The organism is Paraeggerthella sp. LCP19S3_G8 (assembly GCF_052119225.1).
GTDB classification, from domain to species: domain Bacteria; phylum Actinomycetota; class Coriobacteriia; order Coriobacteriales; family Eggerthellaceae; genus Paraeggerthella; species Paraeggerthella hominis.
The window spans coordinates 67,034-90,185 of the sequence record NZ_JBQKFQ010000002.1 but is presented as its reverse complement, the minus strand read 5'-3'; the positions used below and the strand labels follow the sequence as shown (position 1 = coordinate 90,185).

The 23,152-nt window shown below is 63.0% G+C and carries 18 protein-coding genes and 1 riboswitch; of the genes, 12 read left to right on the top strand and 6 right to left on the bottom strand.

Annotated elements, in window-relative coordinates:
* Positions 1-8 precede the first annotated feature (8 nt).
* The 4 genes from ACTQZK_RS02310 to ACTQZK_RS02295 all read right to left on the bottom strand — a co-directional run bounded on the left by ACTQZK_RS02310 (position 9) and on the right by ACTQZK_RS02295 (position 3,303).
* Positions 9-809 (bottom strand): energy-coupling factor transporter transmembrane component T family protein, encoded by an 801-nt coding sequence (locus ACTQZK_RS02310; RefSeq protein ID WP_441898275.1) that lies wholly within the window; start codon positions 807-809, stop codon positions 9-11.
* The gene (locus ACTQZK_RS02305; RefSeq protein WP_441898274.1) at positions 802-1,767 is read right to left on the bottom strand and encodes an energy-coupling factor transporter ATPase; all 966 of its coding nucleotides are present in this window, start codon (positions 1,765-1,767) and stop codon (positions 802-804) included. The genes ACTQZK_RS02310 and ACTQZK_RS02305 overlap by 8 nt, the downstream gene beginning before the upstream one ends.
* Complete coding sequence (locus ACTQZK_RS02300) at positions 1,743-2,564, bottom strand: energy-coupling factor transporter ATPase (protein WP_441898273.1); 822 nt, start codon at positions 2,562-2,564, stop codon at positions 1,743-1,745. Before ACTQZK_RS02300 ends, ACTQZK_RS02305 begins: the two co-directional genes overlap by 25 nt.
* 142 nt (positions 2,565-2,706) lie before the next feature.
* A complete protein-coding gene (locus ACTQZK_RS02295; protein ID WP_418830365.1) occupies positions 2,707-3,303 on the bottom strand; it encodes an ECF transporter S component in 597 nt (198 codons plus the stop codon).
* Between the two features lie 138 nt (positions 3,304-3,441).
* Positions 3,442-3,607, bottom strand: a riboswitch (FMN riboswitch).
* 347 nt (positions 3,608-3,954) lie between these two features.
* On the opposite strand from ACTQZK_RS02295, the gene ACTQZK_RS02290 reads away from it, so the two are divergent.
* The 3 genes from ACTQZK_RS02290 (at position 3,955) to ACTQZK_RS02280 (ending at position 7,760) form a co-directional block, all read left to right on the top strand.
* Entirely contained in the window at positions 3,955-4,458 is a 504-nt protein-coding gene (locus tag ACTQZK_RS02290) for an L-2-amino-thiazoline-4-carboxylic acid hydrolase (protein WP_428420262.1), read from the top strand.
* 164 nt (positions 4,459-4,622) lie between these two features.
* Entirely contained in the window at positions 4,623-6,071 is a 1,449-nt protein-coding gene (locus ACTQZK_RS02285; protein WP_418830369.1) for an alanine/glycine:cation symporter family protein, read from the top strand.
* 273 nt (positions 6,072-6,344) lie between these two features.
* Positions 6,345-7,760, top strand: a complete 1,416-nt coding sequence (locus ACTQZK_RS02280; RefSeq protein WP_216528898.1) for an alanine/glycine:cation symporter family protein — start codon at positions 6,345-6,347, stop codon at positions 7,758-7,760.
* A gap of 117 nt (positions 7,761-7,877) precedes the next feature.
* On the opposite strand, the gene ACTQZK_RS02275 is transcribed toward ACTQZK_RS02280, so the two are convergent.
* A complete protein-coding gene (locus ACTQZK_RS02275; RefSeq protein WP_441898270.1) occupies positions 7,878-10,682 on the bottom strand; it encodes a metallophosphoesterase in 2,805 nt (934 codons plus the stop codon).
* A gap of 899 nt (positions 10,683-11,581) precedes the next feature.
* On the opposite strand from ACTQZK_RS02275, the gene ACTQZK_RS02270 reads away from it, so the two are divergent.
* Both ACTQZK_RS02270 and ACTQZK_RS02265 read left to right on the top strand, forming a co-directional pair.
* Complete coding sequence (locus ACTQZK_RS02270) at positions 11,582-12,871, top strand: aminoacetone oxidase family FAD-binding enzyme (RefSeq protein WP_441898268.1); 1,290 nt, start codon at positions 11,582-11,584, stop codon at positions 12,869-12,871.
* Positions 12,864-14,567, top strand: coding sequence for an FAD-dependent protein (locus ACTQZK_RS02265; RefSeq protein WP_441898266.1), 1,704 nt, complete (start codon positions 12,864-12,866; stop codon positions 14,565-14,567). The genes ACTQZK_RS02270 and ACTQZK_RS02265 overlap by 8 nt, the downstream gene beginning before the upstream one ends.
* A 112-nt stretch (positions 14,568-14,679) precedes the next feature.
* Here the strand turns inward: ACTQZK_RS02265 and ACTQZK_RS02260 are convergent, their stop codons facing one another.
* Positions 14,680-15,078 carry an MGMT family protein gene (locus ACTQZK_RS02260; protein ID WP_441898264.1) on the bottom strand — a complete coding sequence of 133 codons (399 nt, stop codon included), beginning with the start codon at positions 15,076-15,078 and terminating at the stop codon, positions 14,680-14,682.
* Between the two features lie 137 nt (positions 15,079-15,215).
* Between ACTQZK_RS02260 and ACTQZK_RS02255 the strand changes: the two genes are divergently transcribed.
* The 7 genes from ACTQZK_RS02255 (at position 15,216) to ACTQZK_RS02225 (ending at position 23,121) form a co-directional block, all read left to right on the top strand.
* Entirely contained in the window at positions 15,216-16,724 is a 1,509-nt protein-coding gene (locus tag ACTQZK_RS02255) for an efflux RND transporter periplasmic adaptor subunit (RefSeq protein ID WP_216528894.1), read from the top strand.
* A 4-nt stretch (positions 16,725-16,728) separates the two neighbouring features.
* The gene (locus ACTQZK_RS02250) at positions 16,729-17,436 is read left to right on the top strand and encodes an ABC transporter ATP-binding protein (protein WP_114566777.1); all 708 of its coding nucleotides are present in this window, start codon (positions 16,729-16,731) and stop codon (positions 17,434-17,436) included.
* Positions 17,433-18,623: an ABC transporter permease gene (locus ACTQZK_RS02245; RefSeq protein WP_114566778.1), complete on the top strand. Its 1,191-nt coding sequence runs from the start codon at positions 17,433-17,435 to the stop codon at positions 18,621-18,623. The genes ACTQZK_RS02250 and ACTQZK_RS02245 overlap by 4 nt, the downstream gene beginning before the upstream one ends.
* A 122-nt stretch (positions 18,624-18,745) precedes the next feature.
* On the top strand, positions 18,746-19,888 hold the full coding sequence (locus tag ACTQZK_RS02240; RefSeq protein ID WP_114566779.1) for an ABC transporter substrate-binding protein: 1,143 nt from the start codon (positions 18,746-18,748) through the stop codon (positions 19,886-19,888).
* Positions 19,889-19,971: 83 nt separating this feature from the next.
* Positions 19,972-20,982: a FecCD family ABC transporter permease gene (locus ACTQZK_RS02235; RefSeq protein WP_216528892.1), complete on the top strand. Its 1,011-nt coding sequence runs from the start codon at positions 19,972-19,974 to the stop codon at positions 20,980-20,982.
* On the top strand, positions 20,975-21,757 hold the full coding sequence (locus ACTQZK_RS02230; RefSeq protein ID WP_181792550.1) for an ABC transporter ATP-binding protein: 783 nt from the start codon (positions 20,975-20,977) through the stop codon (positions 21,755-21,757). The genes ACTQZK_RS02235 and ACTQZK_RS02230 overlap by 8 nt, the downstream gene beginning before the upstream one ends.
* Positions 21,754-23,121, top strand: a complete 1,368-nt coding sequence (locus ACTQZK_RS02225; protein WP_114566780.1) for a nitrogenase component 1 — start codon at positions 21,754-21,756, stop codon at positions 23,119-23,121. The genes ACTQZK_RS02230 and ACTQZK_RS02225 overlap by 4 nt, the downstream gene beginning before the upstream one ends.
* Positions 23,122-23,152 lie beyond the last annotated feature (31 nt).

The window sequence follows — 23,152 nt, the reverse complement described above, 5'->3', positions numbered from 1 at the left end:
CAGTTCGGCTAGTTCGGTATGAAATTGGTTGCAATGACGCACGCCAGCATGAGCAGGATTACCCCCGTGCCTCGTGCGTCAAGCTGCGAGTACGCAAGCGGATGCAGGCGCGTCCGCCCGGTCCCCCCGTGGTAGCAGCGCGCGTCCATGCCCGAGGAAAGCGTTTCCGCATGGCGAAACGCGCTGGTGAGCAGGGGAACCATAAGGGAGGCCAGCATGCGCACCTTCCCCTTGGAAAACGTTGCCCCGCGGCTGATCTGCGCGCGGTAGACGGTTTGCAGCTCAAAAGTGAACTGCGGCAGGAATCGAAGCGCAATGCCCATCATCATGGAAAGCTCGTGGGCCGGTACTCCGATGCGTGCGAAAGGGTGCAGCAGGTACTCGAAAGCGTCGGTGATATCGAGCGTGGTCGTGGTCAGCGTAAGAAGGCTCATGCCCAGCAGCAGCAAGAGGAGCCGGCACGCGATGAACGCAGCCTGCCAGATACCTGCCTCGCTGATGCGGAAGATCCACCACTCGAACAGCACCTGCCCGCCCTGCACGAAGAACACGTTCAGCAGCGCGGTGATGACCACGATGAACGCCAGCGGCGCGATGGACTTGAACGCCGATCGAAGCGGGATGCCCGCCAACGCGAAGAATCCGAACACGAACGCGGCGCATACGGCAAGCCCCCAGAAGTTTCCCACGTTCGCAACGAAGACCACCGCCATGAGCGCAAGCGAAAGCAGCAGCTTGGCGCGCGGATCCATGCGGTGAACAGGGCTTGTTCCCGGCCAGTAGCGTCCGATGACCGCGATGTCAGGCATGGCGAGCCTCCGCTTCGTACAGCGCCCTCAGGTCGTCGGCAAGCGATTCCACGTTGTACAACTGGCGGGGCAGGTCAAGGCCCAGCGAGCGCAGCTCGGCTGCAAGCTTGTGCGGGGCCGGCGCGTCCAGCCCGATGGCGCGCAGCTCGTCGCCTTGCGCGAACACCTCGGCCGGCGTGCCTAGCGCGAACTGCCCGCCTTCGTTCAGCACGAGGATTCGATCGGAGAAACGGGCCAGGTCGTCCATGTTGTGCGACACCATCACAACGGTGAGCCCTCCGGCGTGCAATTCGCTTATGAGGGCGAGGAACTCCTCGCGCGCCACGGGATCGAGCCCCGCGACCGGCTCATCGAGCACCAGCACCTGCGGCTCCATGGCCAAAACCCCGGCGAACGCCACGCGCCGCTGCTGTCCTCCGGAAAGCTCGAAGGGGCTTCTGTCTCCCACGACGTCCGGGTCCAAGCGCACGCTCTCCAGGGCGGCGCGCACGCGCGTCTGCACCTCTTCGTCGGGCACGCCCAGGTTTCGCGGCCCGAACGCCACGTCCTCGTTGACGGTGGCGGCGAACAGCTGATGCTCGGGGTACTGGAACACCAGGCCCACCTTGCCGCGGCACGCCTGTGCCTCCCGCTTGTTGGCCAGGTCTTTCCCGTCAAGGAGCACGCGTCCGCGCGTGGGACTCACCAGCCCGTTCATGTGCTGGATGAGCGTGCTCTTCCCGCTTCCGGTGTGGCCGGCCACGCCAAGGAATTCCCCGTCTTCCAGGGAGAAGTTGATGTCGCGAAGCGCCCATACGGCATTGGGATCCGTTCCCCAGGCGGCTTTGCCGTGGGTTTCAAGCGAGGGCGCCTCTTCTGTCACGCCGGCTTCCCGTCGCTTCTTCAGGCGGCGCTTGCGCTTTTCTTGACGGTCGGGGTCGGAATACGAGTAGCTTACGCCTTCGAAAGCAATGCGCATAGCTCCTCCTTCAAGGCTTCGGTTTCAACATGCATGCCTACGGGCACGCCGCGCTGCTTGAGCGCAAACGAAAGCGCGGCGGCGAACGGTACGTCGAGGTTCAGGCTTTCCAGCAGCTCTGCTCGTACAAGTACTTCTTGAGGGGTTCCGTCGCAGGCGACGCGGCCGTTCTCCAGCACGATGACGCGATCTGCCTGAGCCGCTTCCTCCATGAAATGCGTGATCATGACGATGGTCATACCGCGATCGTGCAGTTCGTGGCACACACGCATAAGGCCCTTGCGCCCGCGCGGATCAAGCATGGCCGTCGCCTCGTCGAGCACCAGGATGTCCGGCTCCATGGCCAAGACGCCCGCGATGGCTACGCGCTGCTTCTGCCCGCCCGACAGCGCCGCGGTCTCGCGCTTGTCGTAGCCCTGCAGACCCACGTCCGCCAGCGCGTCCGCTACGCGCTGGCGCAGCTCCTCGGTGGGCACGCCCAGGTTTTCCGGCCCGAACGCCACGTCGTTTTCGATGAGGCTGGCAACCAGCTGGTCGTCGGGGTTCTGAAACACCATGCCTGCGTTGCTTCGGATGAAATACGTTGCATGTTCGTCGCGCGTGTCGCGGCCAAGCACGGTGACGCCGCCCTCGTCGGGGGTTAGAAGCGCGTTCACGTGCTTGGCTAGCGTCGATTTGCCCGACCCGTTTCCGCCGAGAACGCACACGAACTCGCCTTGCTGAATGCGCGCGTCCACGCCGTCGAGCACGAACGCCTCTCCGTCGTATGTGAATCCCACCTTGGAGAACTCGATCATAAGCAGCGGTCCTTCTTTCCTTTTGTCGCGAATGCGGTTGCCGGGCGGTGCCCTTTTCCGTGCTTCGGCTTGAACTCGTCGGCGGTCGAAACTTGCGGCCGCCGACAGCTGGTCTGCTGAAAAGCCCTGGGAAAAGAAGGGTTTAACGCCCCTTGACCTGCTTTTTCTTCGGGGTGATCAGGTTGGAGATGCTTTTGTATACGATCAAGGTCAAAACGGCGTTCAGCGCGCCCTTCACCAAGTTGAACGGGGTAAGGACGGGGATAATCATGGCGATCACCGCATCAAGCGGAACGCCCAGCCACGCCGGCGTGATGATCAGGTTGCCCACGATGGCCATGAGCGTTGCAGCAAGGACGGACAGGACAAGGCCCAGCACGCCGCCCTTGAACGACCGCGTTTTGCGGTATACGATGGCTGCGGGCAAGATGAAACCGGTGACTACCAGGATGTTCATGAGCGCACCCGAGAAGTCGGCGAACAAGATGCCGTGGATCACGGCACCCACGATGCCGACCGACAATCCGGCTGCGGGGCCGAACGCGAATCCGCATACCATGGCCGGCATGGCGGAGGCATCGTATTTCAGCCAGGTCACGCCGGGTAGCAGCGGAAATTCGACGAACGAAAGCAGTACGCCGATCGCGCACAGCAGCGCCATCGTGACCAATTGGCGGGTTTCCCATTTGTTCGTGTTGGTGAATGCGGGCGCGTGAGCGTCTTTGTTGTTGGCTGCCATGGCAACCCCTTTCTTTCCAGGCCGATTGCGTGCGGGTCAGGTTTTCCGGCCAAAAAAGAAAACAAGCCCGTATGAATTCCTTCCATACAGGCTTGTTGGGTCCGCCGATGCAAAGCGCGCGTGCGCTGCGTTCGCGGATCTCTGCCTCTTCCATCCGGACTATACCGTTGGTCCCGGGATCTCACCGGAATCAGCCTGCACAGCATGGCGCCACGCAGGGTCGCGGACTCTCGGCTTGCTGCAGCGCGAAGCTGCGGGCCGAATTACCGCCAGTGAGGAATTGCACCTCGCCCTGAAACAGAATCCATGGCGCACATTGTAACCACCTCGCTGATCTGTGGCAAGCGTTTCTCACGGAATGCGGACAGGATCGAATTTTTGTGGCGTTGCGGCGCCCGGCGTTGCGACGTTGGGTGCTGGACGCTGGGCGTCGCAACGTTGGACGTCCAACGGGATCGAAAGCGCTTCCGTGAACGCATTGTCGCCCGAAACGTACGGTTTCTCGGCGAAAACCGTAGGTTTCGGGCGACAATGCGCGGCGGGGCGGGTTGGCCTGCTGCCGGGCCGTTCTTTTGCCTGCTGGCGGATCGCTCCCGTATAATGCCGGTACGCGAAAGCATGGCGCACGCCATGGGGAACGAAGGGGGAGCAATGGGGCAGAGCAGGGTCGTGAACGAGCCGCGGATCAAAAACCCGCTGGTGAAGGCTATTCGGGAGTTGCTGGAGCACCGCGCGCTTTGGCTGTACCTGCTTACGGACGAGGCCGCGAAGGCAGGCGCCGATCCGGCGACGTTCGCGCCGGCAGCGGTCAAGCGCTGCGGCTTGTTTCAGGGGGCGGAGCTGGTTGCAAAGGGCGGCGGCACGCATAGTTTGAAGAGCCTCAAGAAGGGGCTGTTCGGCAAGCCGGCCCAGATGGTGTTCGAGATGGACGTCAAAGACGTGCAGGACGATCGGTTCGAGCTGGAATTTCATTACTGCCCGCTGGTGAAGGCGTGGCAGAAGCAGGGTTGCACCGACGAGGAGATTTCCAACCTGTGCGATTGGGCCATGTGCGGCGATCGCGGCATCGGCGAGGCGTACGGCTGCGAGCTGGACCTGCCCAAGACCATCGCGCGCGGCGACGATGTGTGCCACCTGATCTACCATCGGCGGTAGGCTCGTACCCGACGAGCTGGGGCGATTCGGCAGATCGCCGGTTTCGTGAACCTAGCGTGCGAAGCGCGGCATCGATGCGACGTTTCGCACGCTAGGTTACAGTTTGTGTATACCCGACGGGAATTTTCCTTCGCCGGTTCGTGCGGGGGTACAATAGCGAAATTATGTTTGAGATTCTCAACACCATCGACAGCTTTGTATGGGGCCCGGCCATGATCGCGCTCCTTTTGGGCTCGCATCTGTTCTTCACGGTGAAGACGGGCTTCATCCAGCGCAAGCTGCCCCAGGCCATCAAGCTCTCGCTTACCTCGGATCCCGAGGGCAAAGGCGACATCAGCCACTTCGGCGCGCTCGCAACGGCGCTGGCGGCCACCATCGGCACGGGCTCCATCGTGGGCGTGGCCACGGCCATTCTGGCGGGCGGTCCAGGTGCCGTGTTCTGGATGTGGATCACGGGCGTGTTCGGCATCGCCACCAAGTACGCGGAAGTGTACGCGGCGGTGAAGTACCGCGTGAAGGACCATAACGGCGCCATGCTGGGCGGCGCCATGTACATTTGGGAGCGCGCGTTTCGTCGCAATGACAAGGGCGAACTGGATCCCGGCCCCGGCGGGCGCACTCCCTGGTGGGCGAAGCTGGGCGCGGTCGCGTTCGCGGCGTTCGCGGCCATTGCCGCCATCGGCACCGGATCGGCCGTGCAGGCGTCGGCTATGGCCGGCATCATCACCTCGAACGTTGCGGTTCCCGCATGGGCTGTGGGCGTGGTGATCGTGATCCTGGTTTCGGTGGTCATCTTCGGCGGCGTGGAATCCATATCCAAAGTCTGCGAGAAGCTGGTTCCTTTCATGGCCGTGGCGTATGCCGGCGGATGCATCGTCATCCTCGTGCTCAACGGTCCGCTTCTGGGTCAGGCGCTCGGTCTTATCCTCGAATGCGCGTTTACCCCGAAGGCCGCGTTCGGCGGCGCCGTGGGCAGCGGCATCATGGTTGCCTTGCAGTTCGGCTGCGCGCGCGGCCTGTTCTCCAACGAATCCGGCCTGGGCTCCGCGCCCATCGTGGCGGCAGCGGCTTCCACGCGCAACCCTGCTCAGCAGGCGCTTGTTGCCATGACCGGCACGTTTTGGTCCACTGTCGTGATCTGCGCGCTGACCGGCATCGTGCTGGTGTCCACCATGCTCGCGCATCCCGACATCGCCTCCGATATCTTGGAGAATCCCACGTTGTACTCGGGCGCCCAGCTGGCAAGCGAGGCGTTCTCGAAGATTCCCTACATCGGAACGCCTATTCTGGTGCTGGGCATGGTGGCGTTCAGCTACACCACCATCCTGGGTTGGTCGTACTACGGCAGCCGCTGCATCACGTACCTGTTCGGGCGCTACGCTATTCGTCCGTATCAGGTGGTGTACGTGGCCGTGGCGTTTTTGGGAGCTATCGGCGTAGGCGACGTCGTCTGGTTGATCAGCGATATTGGCAACGCGCTCATGGCCATTCCCAATATCGTGGTGGTTCTCATGCTGTCCGGCATGGTCGCTCGGGAGACGCGGCACTACATTTACGACGGCAATCTCGACGAAGCCGACGACACGCCTATCCCGCAGCTGGAAGGGAAGTAGGGCTCGCCCGCTCGTCCGCGGATGCGCGTTTTCGCTCGTCCCCCCTGCCCGCGGCGCCGTTCGCTGACAATTTCGCATTTGGTATCAAGCTGCAACGTGCTGCCTCGTTATAATCCGGGTACTTTAGCGTGCGAAAGTGCCCATACCGAAACGGCTTCCATCGTTCTGGCCATGCGCCGATGATGCCCAGCGCTTTGCCGGGGCGGTGCAACCTGCTTCGGTATAGACTCTTCGCCTGCTTTCGTACACAAGGAAAGAGAGAGGGGTTGGGGTATGGACATCGTTCAGCTTATCAGCGACATCGATGCGTTCGTGTGGGGCCCGCCGATGATCATTCTGCTGCTGGGTTCTCACCTGTTCCTGACGTTTCGCACGGGATTCATCCAGCGCAAGCTGCCGACGGCCATCAAGCTGTCGGTAACGAAGGATCCGGACGCACCGGGGGATATCAGCCAGTTCGGTGCGCTGACCACGGCGCTTTCGGCCACCATCGGCACGGGCAACATCGTGGGCGTGGGCACCGCCATCCTGGCGGGCGGTCCGGGCGCGGTGCTGTGGATGTGGCTTACGGGCGTGTTCGGCATGGCTACCAAGTATTCCGAGACGTACGCAGCCGTGAAGTACCGCGTGAAGGACCATAACGGCAACATGCTGGGCGGAGCGATGTACGCGTGGCGCCGTGCGTTCGAGAAGGACGGGAAGACGCCCTGGTACGGCGTGCTGGGGGCGGGCGCCTTCGCCCTGTTCGCCGCTGTGGCTTCGTTCGGCATTGGATCCGCGGTCCAGTCCAGCGCGATGACGGGCATCATCACCTCGAACGCTCCCGGCGTTCCCGCGTGGGGCATCGGGTTGGCTATCGTCATCATGGTGTCGCTCGTCATCTTCGGCGGCATCAAGATCATCTCCAAGGTATGCGAGAAGCTGGTTCCGTTCATGGCTATCGCGTACGCATGGGGCTGTATCGTGATCATTGGAATGAACTGGGAATACGTGTGGCCCGCCATCTGCTTGATCTTCGAATGCGCCTTCACGCCGAAGGCTGCGTTCGGCGGCGCCGTGGGCAGCGGCCTTATGATGGCGCTGCAGTTCGGTTGCGCGCGCGGCCTGTTCTCCAACGAGTCCGGCCTGGGCTCCGCGCCCATCGTGGCCTCGGCCGCGTCCACGCGCAACCCGGCACGCCAGGCGCTCGTGTCCATGACCGGTACGTTCTGGGATACGGTGGTCATCTGCGCTTTGACGGGCATCGTGCTGGTTTCCACGATGATCGCGAACCCCGGCATCATGGAGAGCGGTCAGGTTTCCGCTGGCGCCGACCTGACAAGCGCGGCGTTCGCGTCGATTCCCTACATCGGCACGCCTATCCTGGTGATCGGCATGATTCTGTTCGCATACACCACCATCCTGGGTTGGTCGTACTACGGCAACCGCTGCGTCACGTACCTGTTCGGCAAGCACGCCATCCGCCCGTACCAGGTGCTCTACGTAGCTGTGGCGTTCTTGGGCGCCATCGGCATCGGCGATTTGGTGTGGACCATCTCGGACATCACCAACGCGCTCATGGCCGTTCCGAACATCATCGTCGTGCTGCTGCTTTCGGGGCTGATCGCTCGCGAGACCAAGCATTACGTGTGGGAGAAAAACCTCGACGAGGCGGACGATACCGAGATTCCCGTGCTCGAGAGCAAGTAGCTTGCAGCTTGCACGGTGCTCGTCTCGACAACGCACCGAACAGCCCGGCGCCGTATTGACGCCGGGCTGCTCTTTTTTACGGGGTCGCGAGTTTGCCTTGTGCGGGAAGCGCGCCGGCTAGTTTTCTTCGCTTTCGCCTTTCTTGAGCTTTGCCGCCGCGCCGCCGAGCGCGCCGAGGGCCGCGATGGCCGCCGCTCCCGCGACTGCGCCCCAGGACGCGTCGCCGGTTCGGACGGTTTTCGCCGGGTTGCCGATCGTTGTGCTGCTGCCGCTGCCGGTGCCGCCCGATCCGCCGGTGCCGCCCTGGCCGCTTCCGCCGCTGCCGGATCCTCCTCCCGGCTCGGAGTCGTTGCCCGGCTTTTCGGGGGCGAACGCCGCGGTTAAGGTTGTCGTTGCCGAGGCGTAGCCGGCTGCGTAGGCTAGCGTGTACGTCCCTGCCGCAGCGGGCGTGAACTGCCAGGTCGGCGCCGAGCCTTCGGTGCTGCCGGTCGCTTTTTGCGCTTCGACGTTTTCAAGGGCGACGGGGTTGCCGTCGGGATCGGTCACGAAGGGCGTTGCCTGCATCGTCGATCCGTTGACGTCCTCGAACGATACGGAGGGTATGGCGTACGGTTCTCCTACCGTGGCTTTCCCCAGATCAGATGCGGTTGGGGCTTGTATCGGGGAAGCGGGGACGGCGGAGGCTGCGTACAGCGTTGCGACATGGTCCTCGGTTGCAACGCCGGGGCTTAGGCGCGCGAACGCCACGCGTCCGACCATCGCATGCTCGGGTTCGCCTTGCGCGTTCGTGTCGGCGCCCAAAAACCAGCGCAACGGCGCGCCGCCGCTTACGCTGGGCGGGGGCAGGGTTCCCGGATTGGCGAACTGCGAAGCAAGCGTTCCGTTCGCGTACAGCTTCATCTCGACGCCGTCGTACGTTGCCACGACATGCGTCCAGGCAAGCGTGTCGACATAGGCGCTGGTCGATTTCCACCCGCCGCCTTCGGGCGATGTGTAGTAATGCAGGCTGGGACGGCTGCCGTTGGGGTCGGAGCTGCTCGACGGGTAGTACTCCAGATTCTGGCCGCGGGATTGCCCCGATGAGAACAGCTCGAAGTAGCTGGAGGGCTCTTCGTCGAACCGGAACAGCACTTCCAGGGTGCATCCGGTGCCGATACGCGCGTAGTCCTCGCTCGTGAACGCGTACGCCGCCGCGGCGGCGCCTCCGAATACGCCGACCTGCTTGTTGAACAGGGGGTCGGAAGTTAGCTCCAATGCTCCGAACTCCTTGAGCGCATGGGGCACGGCAGAGAGGTCGTCGGCCGATCCTTGCGCGAAATTCACGGACAAGAGCGGGTCCTCAAGGGGCGTCACCTCGCGCTCCTTCGTCCTGAACTCGGTCTGGCCGATAAGCGCTTCCTTGCCGTATGCATTGCGGGCGTAGGCCTTGAGCGTGTACGCGGTGTTCTCTGCCAGGGCCGCGCCGATAAGCGGGCGAACGAACTCGTCTGCGCGGTTTTGGCTTGCTTTGTAGTACTCGGACATGAACCGTGCATCGTACAGGGGCGTGTCGGAATCCGCCTCGAAAACCTCGACGCGGTAACACAGGACGATATCGTTGTCCAAGCCGGTCGCGTCCGCGTGCACCTTGTTCGCGGTGATGGCGAAGGACGCTCCCGACGAGGTCAGAGTGTCGTCGCTCGGCACCCTGACGGCGGCGTCGGCCTCCACCGTAGGGGAAAGGCTGCGCGCTTCCATGGCGGTAGACGTATAGACCTTGGTGCTTTGGTCGTTCGGGCTGAACGACCACGGCTCGCCAAGGCATGCGCCTTCGCGGAAATCCATGCGGTAGACGGTCACGACATGGGTTGCCGGATCGATGTCTACCAGCTCGCACTGGTTGGCGTCGTCTCCGTCGGCGGGGTGCCCGTACAAAAGGCTTCCCCCGCTGTAGTCGCCGTTGTTGTACCCTTCGTCCTGGCCTCCCTTCGTCCAGAAGTTGTTGGCGAACGTGGCAGTTTGAATAAGGGTGCAGCCGTCGTCTTGGTAGATCGACCGCGGGTCGGCCATGGGGATGTGCGTGTGCCCTGAAAAGTGAACGATCTGGGGATACGCCGCTGCAATTTCATGGTAAAAGGCCATGTCGTTGCCCGTTCGGTCGGACTTGTTGGTGCCGAACTGGCCGTTCCAGCTGCCGCCCGTGCTGTACCAGACCGTGTTGCCGAAGGGATGATGGGTCAACATGAAGATGGGCTTGTTCGCGTCTTCCGCCTGCGCGGCGGCCAGGCGTTCGCGAATCCAGTCCTGCCGGTCGCCGTACCAGCTGTTGTCGTAGCCGCCCGGATGGGACGAGAGCGCCAGCACGTGGTAGCCGCCGCTTCCGCCCACGATGAAATCGCAGTCGGTTTGGCCCTCGTTCGCGCCTCCCGGAATCTGGAACGATCCCGCTACGGCCAGCTTGGAGGAGAGGAACTCCTTGAACGCAGCCTGGGCGTTCTCCTTGTTTCCTTGCCAGCTGTAGTATTCGTGGTTGCCCATTACGATCCCGACGGGCTTGCGCGCGTTCGCGTTGAGGAGCGAGGCCAGCTCATCGTACTGCGCGGGCGTGCCGGTGTCCGCCGAATCGCCCACGAAGAAGTGGGCTGTCACATCGGGCGCGGCGGCGTAGATTCCGGAAAACGCAGCGGGGATCTTCTGCGCGTAGGAGTTGCGGGCCTCGGCGCCTACGTGCGTGTCGCTGTGCACGGTGAAGCGCACGTGCCCGTCCTGCAGCGCGGGCCAAGCTTGGCCGGGGGCCGGGCTGAACGCTGCGTCGGCGCGCTGATCGGGGAACACGAGCATGCCTCCCGCAAGGGACACGCCGGCTACGGCTGCTAGCTTGAGGAACGATCGACGCGACACGCCGATCGTGCTCGTTTCGAAAAAGGATGACGCGTGTTCCATGGAAAGCCCTTCTGCTCGAATGGTTGGTTGGCGCTTGCCCGGTTGGGCCGCGGCGGCGGGGCGCAGGTGCGCTCGGCGTGGAAAAGGTTGCCGAGCGGAAGTATAGGAGCGCCGCGAAAAGAGCGGGTACGGTGCAGGTAAGGACCGGGTACGCATGCGGTAAGGTTTGCGTAAGAGGCGAAACGCCCAGATGGCGAAGCTGCAAGGCGCTCGAGTTCCCAGGAGGCGAACCTCCCGCATGCCCGCGCGCTCGGGATCTGAAGCCGTGATCCGGTCGAGCTTCCAGGCCCGAAACAACCCCTTCGCGTTCCGGGGTCGCCGCGTTCCTCCTCGCGCACCTGCTCCCATTTCCCGCGCTCCCGGTTTTGCAGGGGGCTCTATGTTGAACCGGAATCGGTACATGCTGACGTACGTTGTCTTTTCGAGCGGTCGGACTGCGATCGGTTGTGATGGGCCCCGGTGGTCGGGCGGCGCCGCTGGTTCGCCGTCAGGATTTTCTCAGCGCCGCCAGCGCCCTCCAGCGCCCCTAGCTGCCCGATTTTTACAGCAATGTTGCGCACCGTCTCGCATCTTCAAAAGCCCCGTCCTTGTGAACTGGGATAATGGAATACGGCTCTTGGAGGGAAGGCGATGAAGAGGGCTTGCGCCTCGAAAAGCGCAACATTGCGTGCAAAATCGAGCAGAAAGCGCATCGCCGTCCTCAACGCAGGCGGGCGCATGTCGATGGCGGTTCGGCGGCGGGCGTCTTTCTTGACCGTTGCCGCCGCGCCGCCGCGCTGCCGAGCGCGCTGGGGGCTGCGCCGACCGCTGTCCCCGCGTCGTTTACCTGCTGCGAGGATCCTGCGATAAGCGGTTGCGCTGCGGCGGGGCTCGCCTCGCCTTGCGGTATCATGGCCGGTATGAAGAAACTTGCCATCATAGGAGGCGGCGCGGCAGGGCTCGCGGCCGCTGTTGAAAGCGTCCGCGCTTTGCGCGCTCGAGGCGTTGCCCCCGGATCCGTGGAGACGACGGTGTACGAAGCCAGCGACCGCGTCGGTCGATCCATTCTGGCAACCGGCAATGGCCGCTGCAACTTCTCGAATGCTTGCATCGACGTTGCCGCATACCGCAATCCGACGTTCGTCTCGCAGGCTTTGGCCGAGCTTGAGGCCGATCCCGAACCTGAATTAGAATCGCATGAGGACCCCGTTCACAACCTGTTCGCCGACTTGGGCCTGCTCTGGCGCGAAGAGGGCGAGGGGCGTCTGTATCCTTTGGCGAACAAGGCGACCAGCGTGCTGGACGTGCTGCGCTCGGCTGCGCAGGATGCGGGGGTGCATCTGGCGTGCGATTGCGTTGCCAAACGCGTCGAGGCGCCGCAGCGCGCGGGCGATCGGTTCCATATTCGGTTTGCGGACGGCGCGGTGCAGCATGCCGATGCCGTGATCGTGGCCGTTGGCGGCAGGGCGATCGAGGAGATCGAGCTGCCGGAAGGGCTGTCATGCGCGAGCGGCCGTCCCGTGCTGGGCCCGCTGCGCACGGATACCGCCCTGGTGAAGCCGCTCAACAACGTTCGCGTCCGCTGCTGCGTTTCGCTGGTGGGCGCGGACGGCGCCGAGAAGGCTCGCGAATCTGGCGAGGTGCTGTTCCGTGATTACGGCGTGTCGGGCATCGCCGTGTTCAACCTGTCGCGCTTCGCCCGTCCGGGCGACAAGCTGCGCATCGACCTGCTTCCCCAAATCGCGCCCGAAAAGGCGGAGGGCCTTCTGCTCGATCGCGCTGCCCGCTTGCGTTCGGCCGGCCGCTCGTGCTCGGCCGATGCGCTTGTGCGGGGCATGCTGCTGCCCGCGGTGGCCCATGCCGTGTTGAAGGAGGCGGGACTGCGCCCTGAAGACCCGTTCGCCAAGAAGGATGCGTCGAAGCTGGCGCGCGTTCTCAAGGGGTTGCCCCTGGTGGTGCGCGGTATTGGCGATGCTCGCCAGTGCCAAGTGACGCGCGGGGGGCTTGCCGTCGACGCGTTCGATCCGCGCACGATGGGAGCGCGCCGCATACCGGGCTTCTTCGCGGTGGGAGAGGCGCTGGACGTGGATGCGCCCTGCGGCGGGTACAACTTGCATTGGGCGTGGGCGAGCGGCATGCTGGCAGCCCGCGCGGCAGCCAACGAACTGGCGGTCGACGCCGGTCGAGCGAAGGGAGCAGGCCGTGCTTGAGGTTTCGAACGTGAGGCTTCCGCTTGATGCGGGTGTCGCCGGGTCGAAGGGCGACGCGCTCGTTCGCGTTGCCGCGGCGGATGCGCTGGGCGTGCGGGAGGGGGACGTGGATTCGGTTCGCGTCCTCAAGCGCAGTGTGGATGCGCGCAAGAAGCGGGATGTGCACTTCGTGGCGACGCTTGGCGTGGAGCTTTCCGATCCTTCGATGGAGCAGCGCGTCCTTGCGCAAGCCTGCTCGCGGGCGGGCGCGGGAGCTTCCTCCGGCACTCATGTGAAGCGTCACGAGTCTTATGCGCCGCTTGCCGTTCCGGAACTCGGGCCGACGTTCGAGGCGAGCGGCGAGCCGCGCCCCGTGGTGGTAGGCGCGGGTCCGGCGGGCCTGTTCTGCGCGCTGTACCTGGCACGGGCCGGTTTGCGGCCCCTTCTGCTTGAGCGCGGGGGAGACGTGGACGAGCGGCTTTCGACGATCGCGGCGTTCGACGCGGGAGCGGATTTGGACCCGCAGACGAACATCCAGTTCGGAGAGGGCGGCGCGGGTACGTTTTCCGATGGGAAGCTGACTACGAACATCAAGAACCCCCTGGCGCGCCACGTGCTTCGCTGGTTTGCGGACGCCGGCGCGCCCGAGGAAATCCTGTGGCAGGCCAAACCCCATATTGGTACCGATCTGCTGGTGGACGTGGTGCGCGAGCTGCGCAGCCAGATCGTCGCGGCGGGCGGCGAGGTGCGCTTCCACGCGCAGCTGACGGGCTTGCATTTCCAGGACGGGGCCCTTGCGGCGGTGGACGTGCTCGAATCGGGAAGGAGCGCGCGCGTGCCTGCGCGGCGCGTGGTGCTGGCGTGCGGGCATTCGGCGCGCGACACCTTCGAGGTCGTGCATGCTGCGGGCGTGAAGATGGAGCAGAAGCCCTTTTCGGTGGGCGTGCGCATCGAGCATCCTCAAGTGGCGGTGGATCGCGCTCAGTACGGTGATGCCGCAACTCATCCGGCACTCGGCCCGGCGGACTACAAGCTGGCCGTTCATCTGCCCGATGGACGGAGCGTCTACACGTTCTGCATGTGCCCGGGCGGCCAGGTGGTATGCGCGGCAAGCGAGCCGGACAGCGTGGTGGTGAACGGCATGAGCCGGTTCGCGCGCGACGGGGAGAATGCGAACAGCGCGCTGCTGGTGGGCGTGGGCCCGCAGGACTTCGAAGGGGATCATCCCCTTGCGGGCGTGAAGCTGCAGCGGGATATGGAGCGCGCGGCGTATCGGGCGGCGTGCGCCGCGGGCGGCGATCCGTATCAGGCGCCCGCTCAAACCGTAGGGGATTTCCTTGCGGGCCGCTCGGCGGGTCCCGGTTCGTCGGTGCGCCCCACGTACGCGCGCGGCGTGGCGTGGTGCGAGTTGCGGGAGTGCCTGCCGGAGTTCGTTGCAGATGCGATTGCGTCCGCGCTGCCGGTGCTGGACCGCAAGCTCGCGGGATTCGCAGATCGGGATGCCGTTATGACCGGCGTGGAAACGCGCAGTTCAAGCCCGGTTCGCATCGTGCGCGGCGAAGGTTGCGAGGCGCTTCTAGCCGAAGAACCCCCCATGGACGGCGGGACGGGCCTCTATCCGTGCGGAGAGGGCGCGGGTTATGCGGGCGGCATCATGAGCGCTGCATGCGACGGTTTGCGAGTTGCCCAGTTCGTGGCTCGGGCGTTCGCCCGTTGACGCTACTGCAGGTGCCCATTCGCGCCCAGACGTTCGGAGGCCGCTGCATTCCGCTCGCTCGAAGCGAGCGTCCAAGTCGGGTCGACGCTTGCTCGGCATCGAAGCGCGGCTTCTATTCTCCCAGCTCGGCTTTCCAATCGAAATCGGCGGGAGGGCGGGTGGGCTCTACGTCGGCGCCGGCATCTTGCATGCGGCCGTCCCATTGGCAGGCTTTCATGTTCACGCGCCCGTCGTCTTCGAATTCGACGCCTTCGGCTGCCAGCATGCTTCGCTGCTCGTCGGGGCCTCCGAAAACGAAGCCCTTGCACAGGCTTCCGTCTTTGAACACCACGCGATGGCGGGGAATGCACGCGGGATCGGCCCCGGGCTCGGGGTTCGCCCGCAAGGCGTAACCTACGTAGCGAGCCGATCGCGGGGCTCCGATCAGCTGACCCACTTGGCCGTACGAGGCAACCTTGCCGCGCGGGATGTGGCGCACCGTGTCGAACACTTTGTTGGAGAAATCTCCCATGAAACCACTTTCTTTTTGCCCAAGACGCCGTTTCGCGCTTCTTTTTTCCGCGGTGATCGCGTATTCTGTATCAAATTATACTGTAGCGAGAAGGTATTGCGCGAAGACGTCTTGCTTCGCGCGTAGGGAGGTTCGCGATGAAACACGGCAATCGCCAAGATGGGAACAGTGCTTTCGTTCCCGCGGGTTCGTTCGGCGCAGACGATACTGCGGCGTTCGTTCCCGCTTCGCCTCAGACCACGGCCGTGCTGCCGCCGCTGCCCGATGCTCTCGTCGACGCCGACGCGCTTTCCGACATGCAGGCGTTCAATGACCTCAAGGCTAAGCGCAAGAAGCAGCGCAAGCGGAAGATCATCATCGGCGTGTCGGTGGCCGTGCTTGCGGTCGTAGTTTTGATGGGCGCGCTTGCTTGGTACGTTGCCGATCAAACGGCCAAGGCGCTTGAGAGCATGGCCCCTCAAACCGTCCCGATCGAGCAGGGGACGTTCGTCGATACCGTTACCGCTTCAGGAAGCCTGCAGCCCATTTCGTCTGTGAGCGCTACGCCTGAGGTGGACGGTATCGTAGGAGAGGTGTTCGTTTCCGAAGGCGATCGCGTTGAAGCCGGCCAAACGCTGTTCACGGTAGTGAACGCCGAACTGGACAAGGCGGTTTCCCAAGCTGCGCGCGGCATCGAGGAAGCGCGCAACGGCGTGGCGCAAGCGCAAAACGCCGTGAACGAAGCGTACCGCGCGAAAGCGGCCGGGCAGCAGGCGGTGGCCGATGCGCGCGCACAGGCTCAGGCGCTCGCCGATGCCCAGGCCAGCGCGGCGCCGGGCGCGACCGCTCCGTCTTCTCCGCAGGCTCCGGCCGCGGCTCCCACGTTCGACGAAGGCGGAGCGGACTCCGCCATCAGGCAGGCCGAGATTGCGCTCAACAGCGCGAACCTTGCGTTGCAGAGCGCTCAAACCACCTATGACGAAGCCGTCGCGCGCGCCGACAAGCGCACCGTTACCTCGTCGATCGCCGGAAGCGTGGTAGCCGTGAACATCGAGCCCGGCAAGGCGCTGGGATCCACTTCGGCGGCGAACCCCGTGTCTCCCGTGCAGATAGCCGATCTGTCGCAGATGACCGTTTCCATCAACGTCAACGAGATAGACATCCTCAAGGTGAGCGCCGACCAGACGGCGCAGGTCACGTTCACGGCGGCACCCGACCTCACCTTGCCTGCAACCGTGGTGAAGATCGCTACCACCTCGGCGGGCGCGGGCGACGCGTCGGCTGGCGCCTCGTACGGAGGCGGCGGGGCCGTCACCTACGCGGTCAAGCTGCTGATCGCGCAGCCCGATCCTCGCTTGAAGCCGGGCATGACCGCGAAGGCCACCATCACCACCACGACGATCGAGGATGCCCTCAAGGTTCCCATTTCGGCCGTGCAGTCGGACAGCTCGGGCAAGAGCTTCGTGATGGTGGTCACCGATCCCGAAACGCAGGCCGTCGAGCAGCGCTCGGTGGAAGTGGTCGCGTCCGACGGGTTGACGTCGGTGGTGAAAGGTCGGGTCAAAGCTGGGGAAAACGTGGTCATCGGATCCTTGGCGCCTGCGGGCGATCAAGGGGCTTCGAGCGCGGCGCCCGGCGTTTCCGCCGACGCCGTGGCGATAGGATAGCGCCATGAGCTTCGTGGTAGAGGCCGTTGACCTGCATCGCATATACGAGAGCGCTTCGGGTCTCACCCATGCCCTGCGCGGCGTGTCGCTCTCGGTCGAGAAAGGCGAGTTCCTTGCCATCATGGGACCTTCGGGCTCGGGCAAGTCGACGCTCATGAACCTGCTCGGCTGTCTGGACACGCCCACGCGCGGGCGCTATCTGCTGGAAGGCGTCGACGTGGCGGCGTATCGCGAGGACGAGCTGGCCGAGATTCGGGCGACGCGTTTGGGCTTCGTGTTCCAGTCGTTCAACCTGCTGCCGCGCGCTACGGTCATGCGCAACGTCATGCTGCCGCTTGTGTACACGGCCTGCCCGCGCAAGGAGCGCGCCGCCCGCGCGCATGCGGCGCTGCGCAGCGTTTCGCTTGATCAAAGGCTGTACGACCATCGCAGCAACGAGCTGTCCGGCGGCCAGATGCAGCGCGTGGCCATCGCGCGCGCCCTGGTGAACGACCCGGCGCTCATCTTAGCCGACGAACCTACCGGCAACCTGGACACTGCAACGGGGGACATGGTGCTCGAGACGTTCAAGAGCCTGCGCGACCAGGGGAAGACCATCGTCCTCATCACGCACGAACCCGACGTGGCCGCGCATGCGGACCGCGTGGTTCACATCAGGGACGGCAAGCTCTACGACGGCCCGCATGTCAGCTTGGCGGGAGGTGCACGATGAAGATCGGGGATTTGTTCTACGAAACCTGGCATGCCCTGTCGGCCAACAAGGGGCGCTCGTTCCTTACCATCTTGGGCATCGTGATCGGCATCGCCGCGGTCATCGCCATGACCTCGCTCATAGCGGGGGTCCAGAACATGCTCATGGGCGAGCTTGGGTTCAGCCAGGCCCGGCAGGTTTCCATCGGCGCCTATGCGCCTCAGGGCGTGACCTTCGACGATCTGGACAAGCTTGCTTCCGGCATGCCGGAATACGAAACCATTACGGGCGCATCTTACTCGTCTACCGAAGTTGCGAAATCGGACGGCAAGAAGACTCCCGCGAACATCGTGGGCGTGCGGCCCGACTACTTCGAGGTGACCGGCTCGAAGCTCAAGGAGGGACGCTTCTTCACTGCGAGCGAAGAGGCGGGCGCAGCGCGCCTTGTGGTGATCGACAGCAGCTCCATCAGGGATCTTTTCGGCAGCGCCGACGTGCAGGCCGTGGGCAAGTCCGTTCGGCTGGGAAACGATGACTACACGGTGGTGGGCGTGCTCGACACCACGTCGTTCATGTCGGGCGGCATGACCATGTACCTGCCGTACACCACGGCGCAGACGCGTATCGGCGCGGGCGGCGGGGTATCGCAGATTATCGGAGCCGCTCGGGAAGGCACCGACATGGACCGGCTTGTCGAGACTACCCAAGATTACGTTGCACGGTACTTCAATTTGCAGAAAAGCGACGTGTACGTGACCTCGCTCGATTCCATCATCAAGCAGATGGAAACCATGATGTCGGCGTTTTCGCTGCTCATGGGGTCGGTTGCTTCGATATCGCTGTTTGTGGGAGGCATCGGCATCATGAACATGATGCTGACGAACGTGACCGAGCGCATACGCGAGATCGGGCTGCGCAAATCGTTGGGCGCGCGTCGCCACGACGTCACGATGCAGTTCTTGCTGGAAGCCGTTGCGCTGTGCGTTACGGGCGGCTTGTTCGGCATCGTGTTCGGGTTTTTGGCGGCGTGGGGCCTGGGAAGCGTGATCGGCGTGGTTCAGCCCGGCATGGCCGTTGCACCCGTGCTGGCGCCTCAGGTGGTTTTGGGCGCGGTGGGCGTGTGCGTGCTCATAGGCGTGGTGTTCGGCTACTACCCGGCTCGGCGCGCCGCAAAGCTCGATCCCGTGGAGTCGCTGCGGTACCAGTAACGCAGGGCGTTGCGGGTCGAATCGACGCACTTTCCCAGAATTGACTAGCGCATCTGGACAACGACCGGACATTAGGATAATCTCAAGAAGTTAACTATAACTAACTTTTAGGAGGTTGTCGTATGCCCAAGCGCATAGTGCAGCTGTCTCTTCTGGCTGCTGCGGTAGGCTTGTTCGCTACGGGGTGCTCTGCGCCCCAGGATCCAGCTGCTGAAAACAGCGGCGAAAAAGAGCCGATAGTCGTCGTTGACCAAAACGGGGAAGAGCAGCAACTGCCCGGATCTATCGATCGTTTCGTTACCACGGCGTTGCCGCTTCCCAGCGTGTACGCCGTTACGGGCGAGCCGCTTGACAAGCTGGTCGGAATGCACCCCGGTTCAGCGAGCGCCATCAAAGATTCCGTGATGGCCGCTATGTACCCCGACCTGCTTGACGTTCCCAGCAGCTTCGTTCAGGGCGACGAGATCAACGTCGAAGAGCTGCTTGCCCTCAAGCCCGATGCCGTGATGTATTGGGCCGAGTACGGCAACCAGCGCGACGCCATGAAAGCCGCAGGGATTCCCATCGTTGGCGTGAAGACCCAAGGCGACGGAGACGCCCTGGTGACCTTCGATTCATGGGTCGAGATCATGGGCCGCATGTTCGGGAGCACGGGCAAGACGGATGCCGTTGTCGACTACGGCAAGCGCGTGAAGGAGGAGGTCGCGCAGAAGACGGCCTCTATCGACGAGAAGGACAAGCCCCGGACGCTTTTCCTGTTCAATCACGATGACAAGAAGATCACCACATCTGCCCAAGGCCACTACGGGCAGGGGTGGATCGACGCAGCCGGAGGCGTGAACGTTGCCTCGGAGCTGTCGGGCACGCCTGCTATCAGCATGGAGCAGATTTACGAATGGAACCCCGACGTTATCATCATCACCACGTTTTCCCAAACCATGCCCGAGGATCTATACAACAACACGGTTCCCGGGCAGGATTGGAGCAACGTGAAGGCAGTGCGCGAGGGCCGCGTGTACAAAGAGCCTATCGGAGTCTATCGCTGGTTCCCTCCTTCGGGTGACGCTCCGCTCATGTTGAAGTGGATGTCCGAAACGCTGTACCCGGATCTGTTCGACTACGACATGGAAGCCGAGATCAAGGCGTACTACAACGAGTTCTATTCTTACGATATATCTGACGACCAGGTAAAAGGCGTTCTTTCCTCCAATCCGGAAGCCGCTCGCGGTGCTGATTGGCAGTACAAGAGCAGCAACACCAAATAGCTGACCATGCGATTCGGGATGCCCGCTGATGCTTCCGGCAGATGCAGGGCATCCCTTTTTGCGCAACGTTTGCAAGGAGTTCAATGAAGTTCAAATCTATTCGCTACCAGCGATTGATGCAAGGGGCCCTGATCGGCGTTTTGCTTGCGTCGGCAGCGCTGGCCTTGTGCCTCGGGCGCTATGGCATTCCGCTTGACGAGCTGCTCTCCGTTTTGGCGGGCCAACCCGTGGCGAACGAGACGACCTACACCGTGCTGTTCTCTATCAGGATCCCGCGGCTTTTTATGGCCATGATCGTTGGAGCGGGGCTGTCGGTTGCCGGATTGTCGTTACAGGCGATGTTCGGGAACCCTTTGGTTAGCTCCGATATTTTGGGCGTATCGGCTGCCGCCGGCTTCGGTGCCGCTCTGGGCATCTTGCTGGTTGGCGATTCGCTTGCGGTCCAGGTGATGGCCATCCTGTTTGGATTTGCGGGCATAACCTGCACGTACGGCATGAGCCGCAGAAGAGGCAGGAGCACCGTTCTCACGCTGGTGCTGTCGGGCGTTATCGTGGGCGCGGTGTTCCAGGCGCTCGTTTCGTTGGTCAAGTTTGTGGCCGATCCGCAAAACACGCTGCCGGCGATCACGTATTGGCTGATGGGAAGTCTTGCGGGAACGTCTGTTACCGACGTGATTACCGTTGGGCCCGCCATCATCGCCGGCATCGGCGTTCTGTGGTGCCTTCGGTGGAAACTCAACGTGCTCTCTTTGCCTGAAGACGAAGCCGTGTCTTTGGGGGTGAACGTGAAGCGTTTGCGCCTTGTCGTCATTTCGGCGGCTACGGTCATCGCCGCTCTTACCGTTTCGATATGCGGCATAGTGACGTTCGTGGGGCTGGCCGTTCCTCACTTTGCTCGCATGCTGACCGGGAACGACCATAAGTTTCTTTTGCCCGCATGCGTTCTGGTCGGCGCGGTTTTCATGGTCCTCATCGACACGGGCGCGCGTGCGGCAACGCCAGCCGAGATACCGCTGTCTATTCTGACGGCTATCGTGGGAGCGCCGTTCTTCGCGGTCCTCTTGCGGCGAACCGGGGGTGCTTGGAGTGATTAGGGCTAAATCGGTGGCGTTTTGCTATGCGGGCGGAAGCCCTTTGTTCCAGGATGTTTCGTTCGAAGTTCCGGCTGGCAGCGTTTTGGCGGTCTTGGGTTCGAACGGCGTGGGGAAGACGACGCTTTTGCGTTGCCTTATGCGGTTTCTCTCTCCTACGGAAGGGGAGTTCTTTCTTGGCGATCGGCCGGTACGCGACGTGTCTGCGGCTGATTTTTGGAAGGAAATCAGCTACGTCCCGCAAGCTCGCAGCATGGTGTTCAGCCATACCGTGCTCGATCTTGTGGTCATGGGGCGCTCGTCGTACGTTGCTTTCGGAAGAACGCCTTCGAAGAACGACTACCTTCGTGCGGAAGGTTTGCTCGAGAGCATGGGCATCGCCTCGCTTGCGCGGCGCTCGTGCCATCAGCTTTCGGGCGGGCAGCTGCAGATGGTCCTTATTGCTCGGGCGTTGGTGAAGGAGCCTTCTGTGCTGATCATGGACGAGCCTGAATCGAACTTGGACATGCGCAATCAGATCCACGTTCTTGACCTGGTAGAGCGCTTGGCGTCAAAGGACGGCCTTTCCATCGTCATGAATACCCACTATCCGGCGCATGCCCTGCGCGTTGCCGACCAGGCTTTGCTGATCGGACGCGAGGGACATGCTTGCGGGCCGGTCAAAGACATGCTGAACCGCCGGAGCATTTCCCAGTATTACGGCGTCGACGCGCAGTTGCTCTCCTGCGTTGAGGACGGGCGCGCGTACGATGCCGTTATTCCCTTGAGGAGGACATGATGAAAGCCCCTTGCCTCGATGCGCAGTCGCTGCCCCCGAAGGGTATTCCTATTACGGAGATCAAGGTTGATTCCGAAGGGAAGCCTCTCTTGCTCAACAAAGGATCCGATCTGTGCTTTTACTCGCCTGCGACGGGAGGATACGGCATTCCTCGCGTTGCATGCCTGGTGCCCGGAAGCCATGTTCTGTTCGTTGCCCCTCAGGGCTGCGGCCGGCACGGGTTGGTGGCGGCGTATCTTCACGGGCGCGATCGCGCGAGGATCCATGCCTTGCATGTTCAAGATGAGGCGGTGTCGCTTGGATCGCATCTGGACCAAGTGGCGAATGCCGCGCGCTTCATCGTGGATCGATATGCGCCCAGTGCCCTTACCATTGTGTACAGCTGCATCGACGATCTGCTGGGTTCGGATTTCGATCTGATCGCTTCGGACGTGCAGGATGCTTGCGGGCTGCCGGTGCAGGTTTCGGCTATGAACCCCATCAGAAGCGAAGGATCCCTGCCGCCGTTGCCTCGGGCGTTGCGCACGGTTTACAGCTTTTTGGAACCTTCGAAGCAGGGCAACGTTTCCTCGTCTTCTTCGGGGGCGGGCGGCCAGCCTGCGATTCTGAACTTGTGCGGCATCTTCTCGAACGTGCATCCGTCTTCGGAGGCCCATGCTGTGCTTGCTCGGGCGGGCTATAGATTGGCGAACGTGGCCGATTGCGCAACCTACGAGGAGTTCCAGGCGCTTTCGGCGTCCCGCTTGAACTTGGTAGCGCATGACGCGGCGACGATCGCGTGCGATTCTTTGCACGATCGTCTGGGCATGGAGAGCCTTCGCTTTCCTCTTCATGTGCTGCCCTCCTTGGTGGCTCGAAGCTACGAACGCCTTGAGAAGAAGCTGGAGGTCGCGCTTTCCTGGCAGCAAGCGCGCGACCAGGCCATGGCGGAGATCGGGTTGCTTGCTTCCCGCTTGAAGGGTCTGCGCGTTTCCGTGGGCTCGTCCCACTTGGCAAGCCCTTTTGAGCTGGCTCGGTTTTTGACGGAGTGCGGGATGAGGGTCGAGTCGGTGTATGCGAATGCTCTTTCGCGCACGTGCATGGAGCAGCTTTCGTGGTTGCAGCAAAAGGCCCCTCAGATCGTCGTGCTGCCGCCCGAGTCGAGACGCGCTCTGTTCATGCACGAAACGGCTCCTGAAGTGGATGTGGCGGTGGGACTGGATGCTGCGTACTACTCGAATTGCACGCAGTACGCCGATATAGGATTCGAATTGCCGCTGTTCGGCTTTCAGGGCGGTGTCGAGCTGTTGCGCATGCTGGTGCGCCCTTGCGAGGTATCCGATGGGTTCGAGGCTGCTCTGACCAGCAGCAGCCTTGTGGTGTAGGAGCGTCGAGCATGCTTGTCGCATTGTGCGA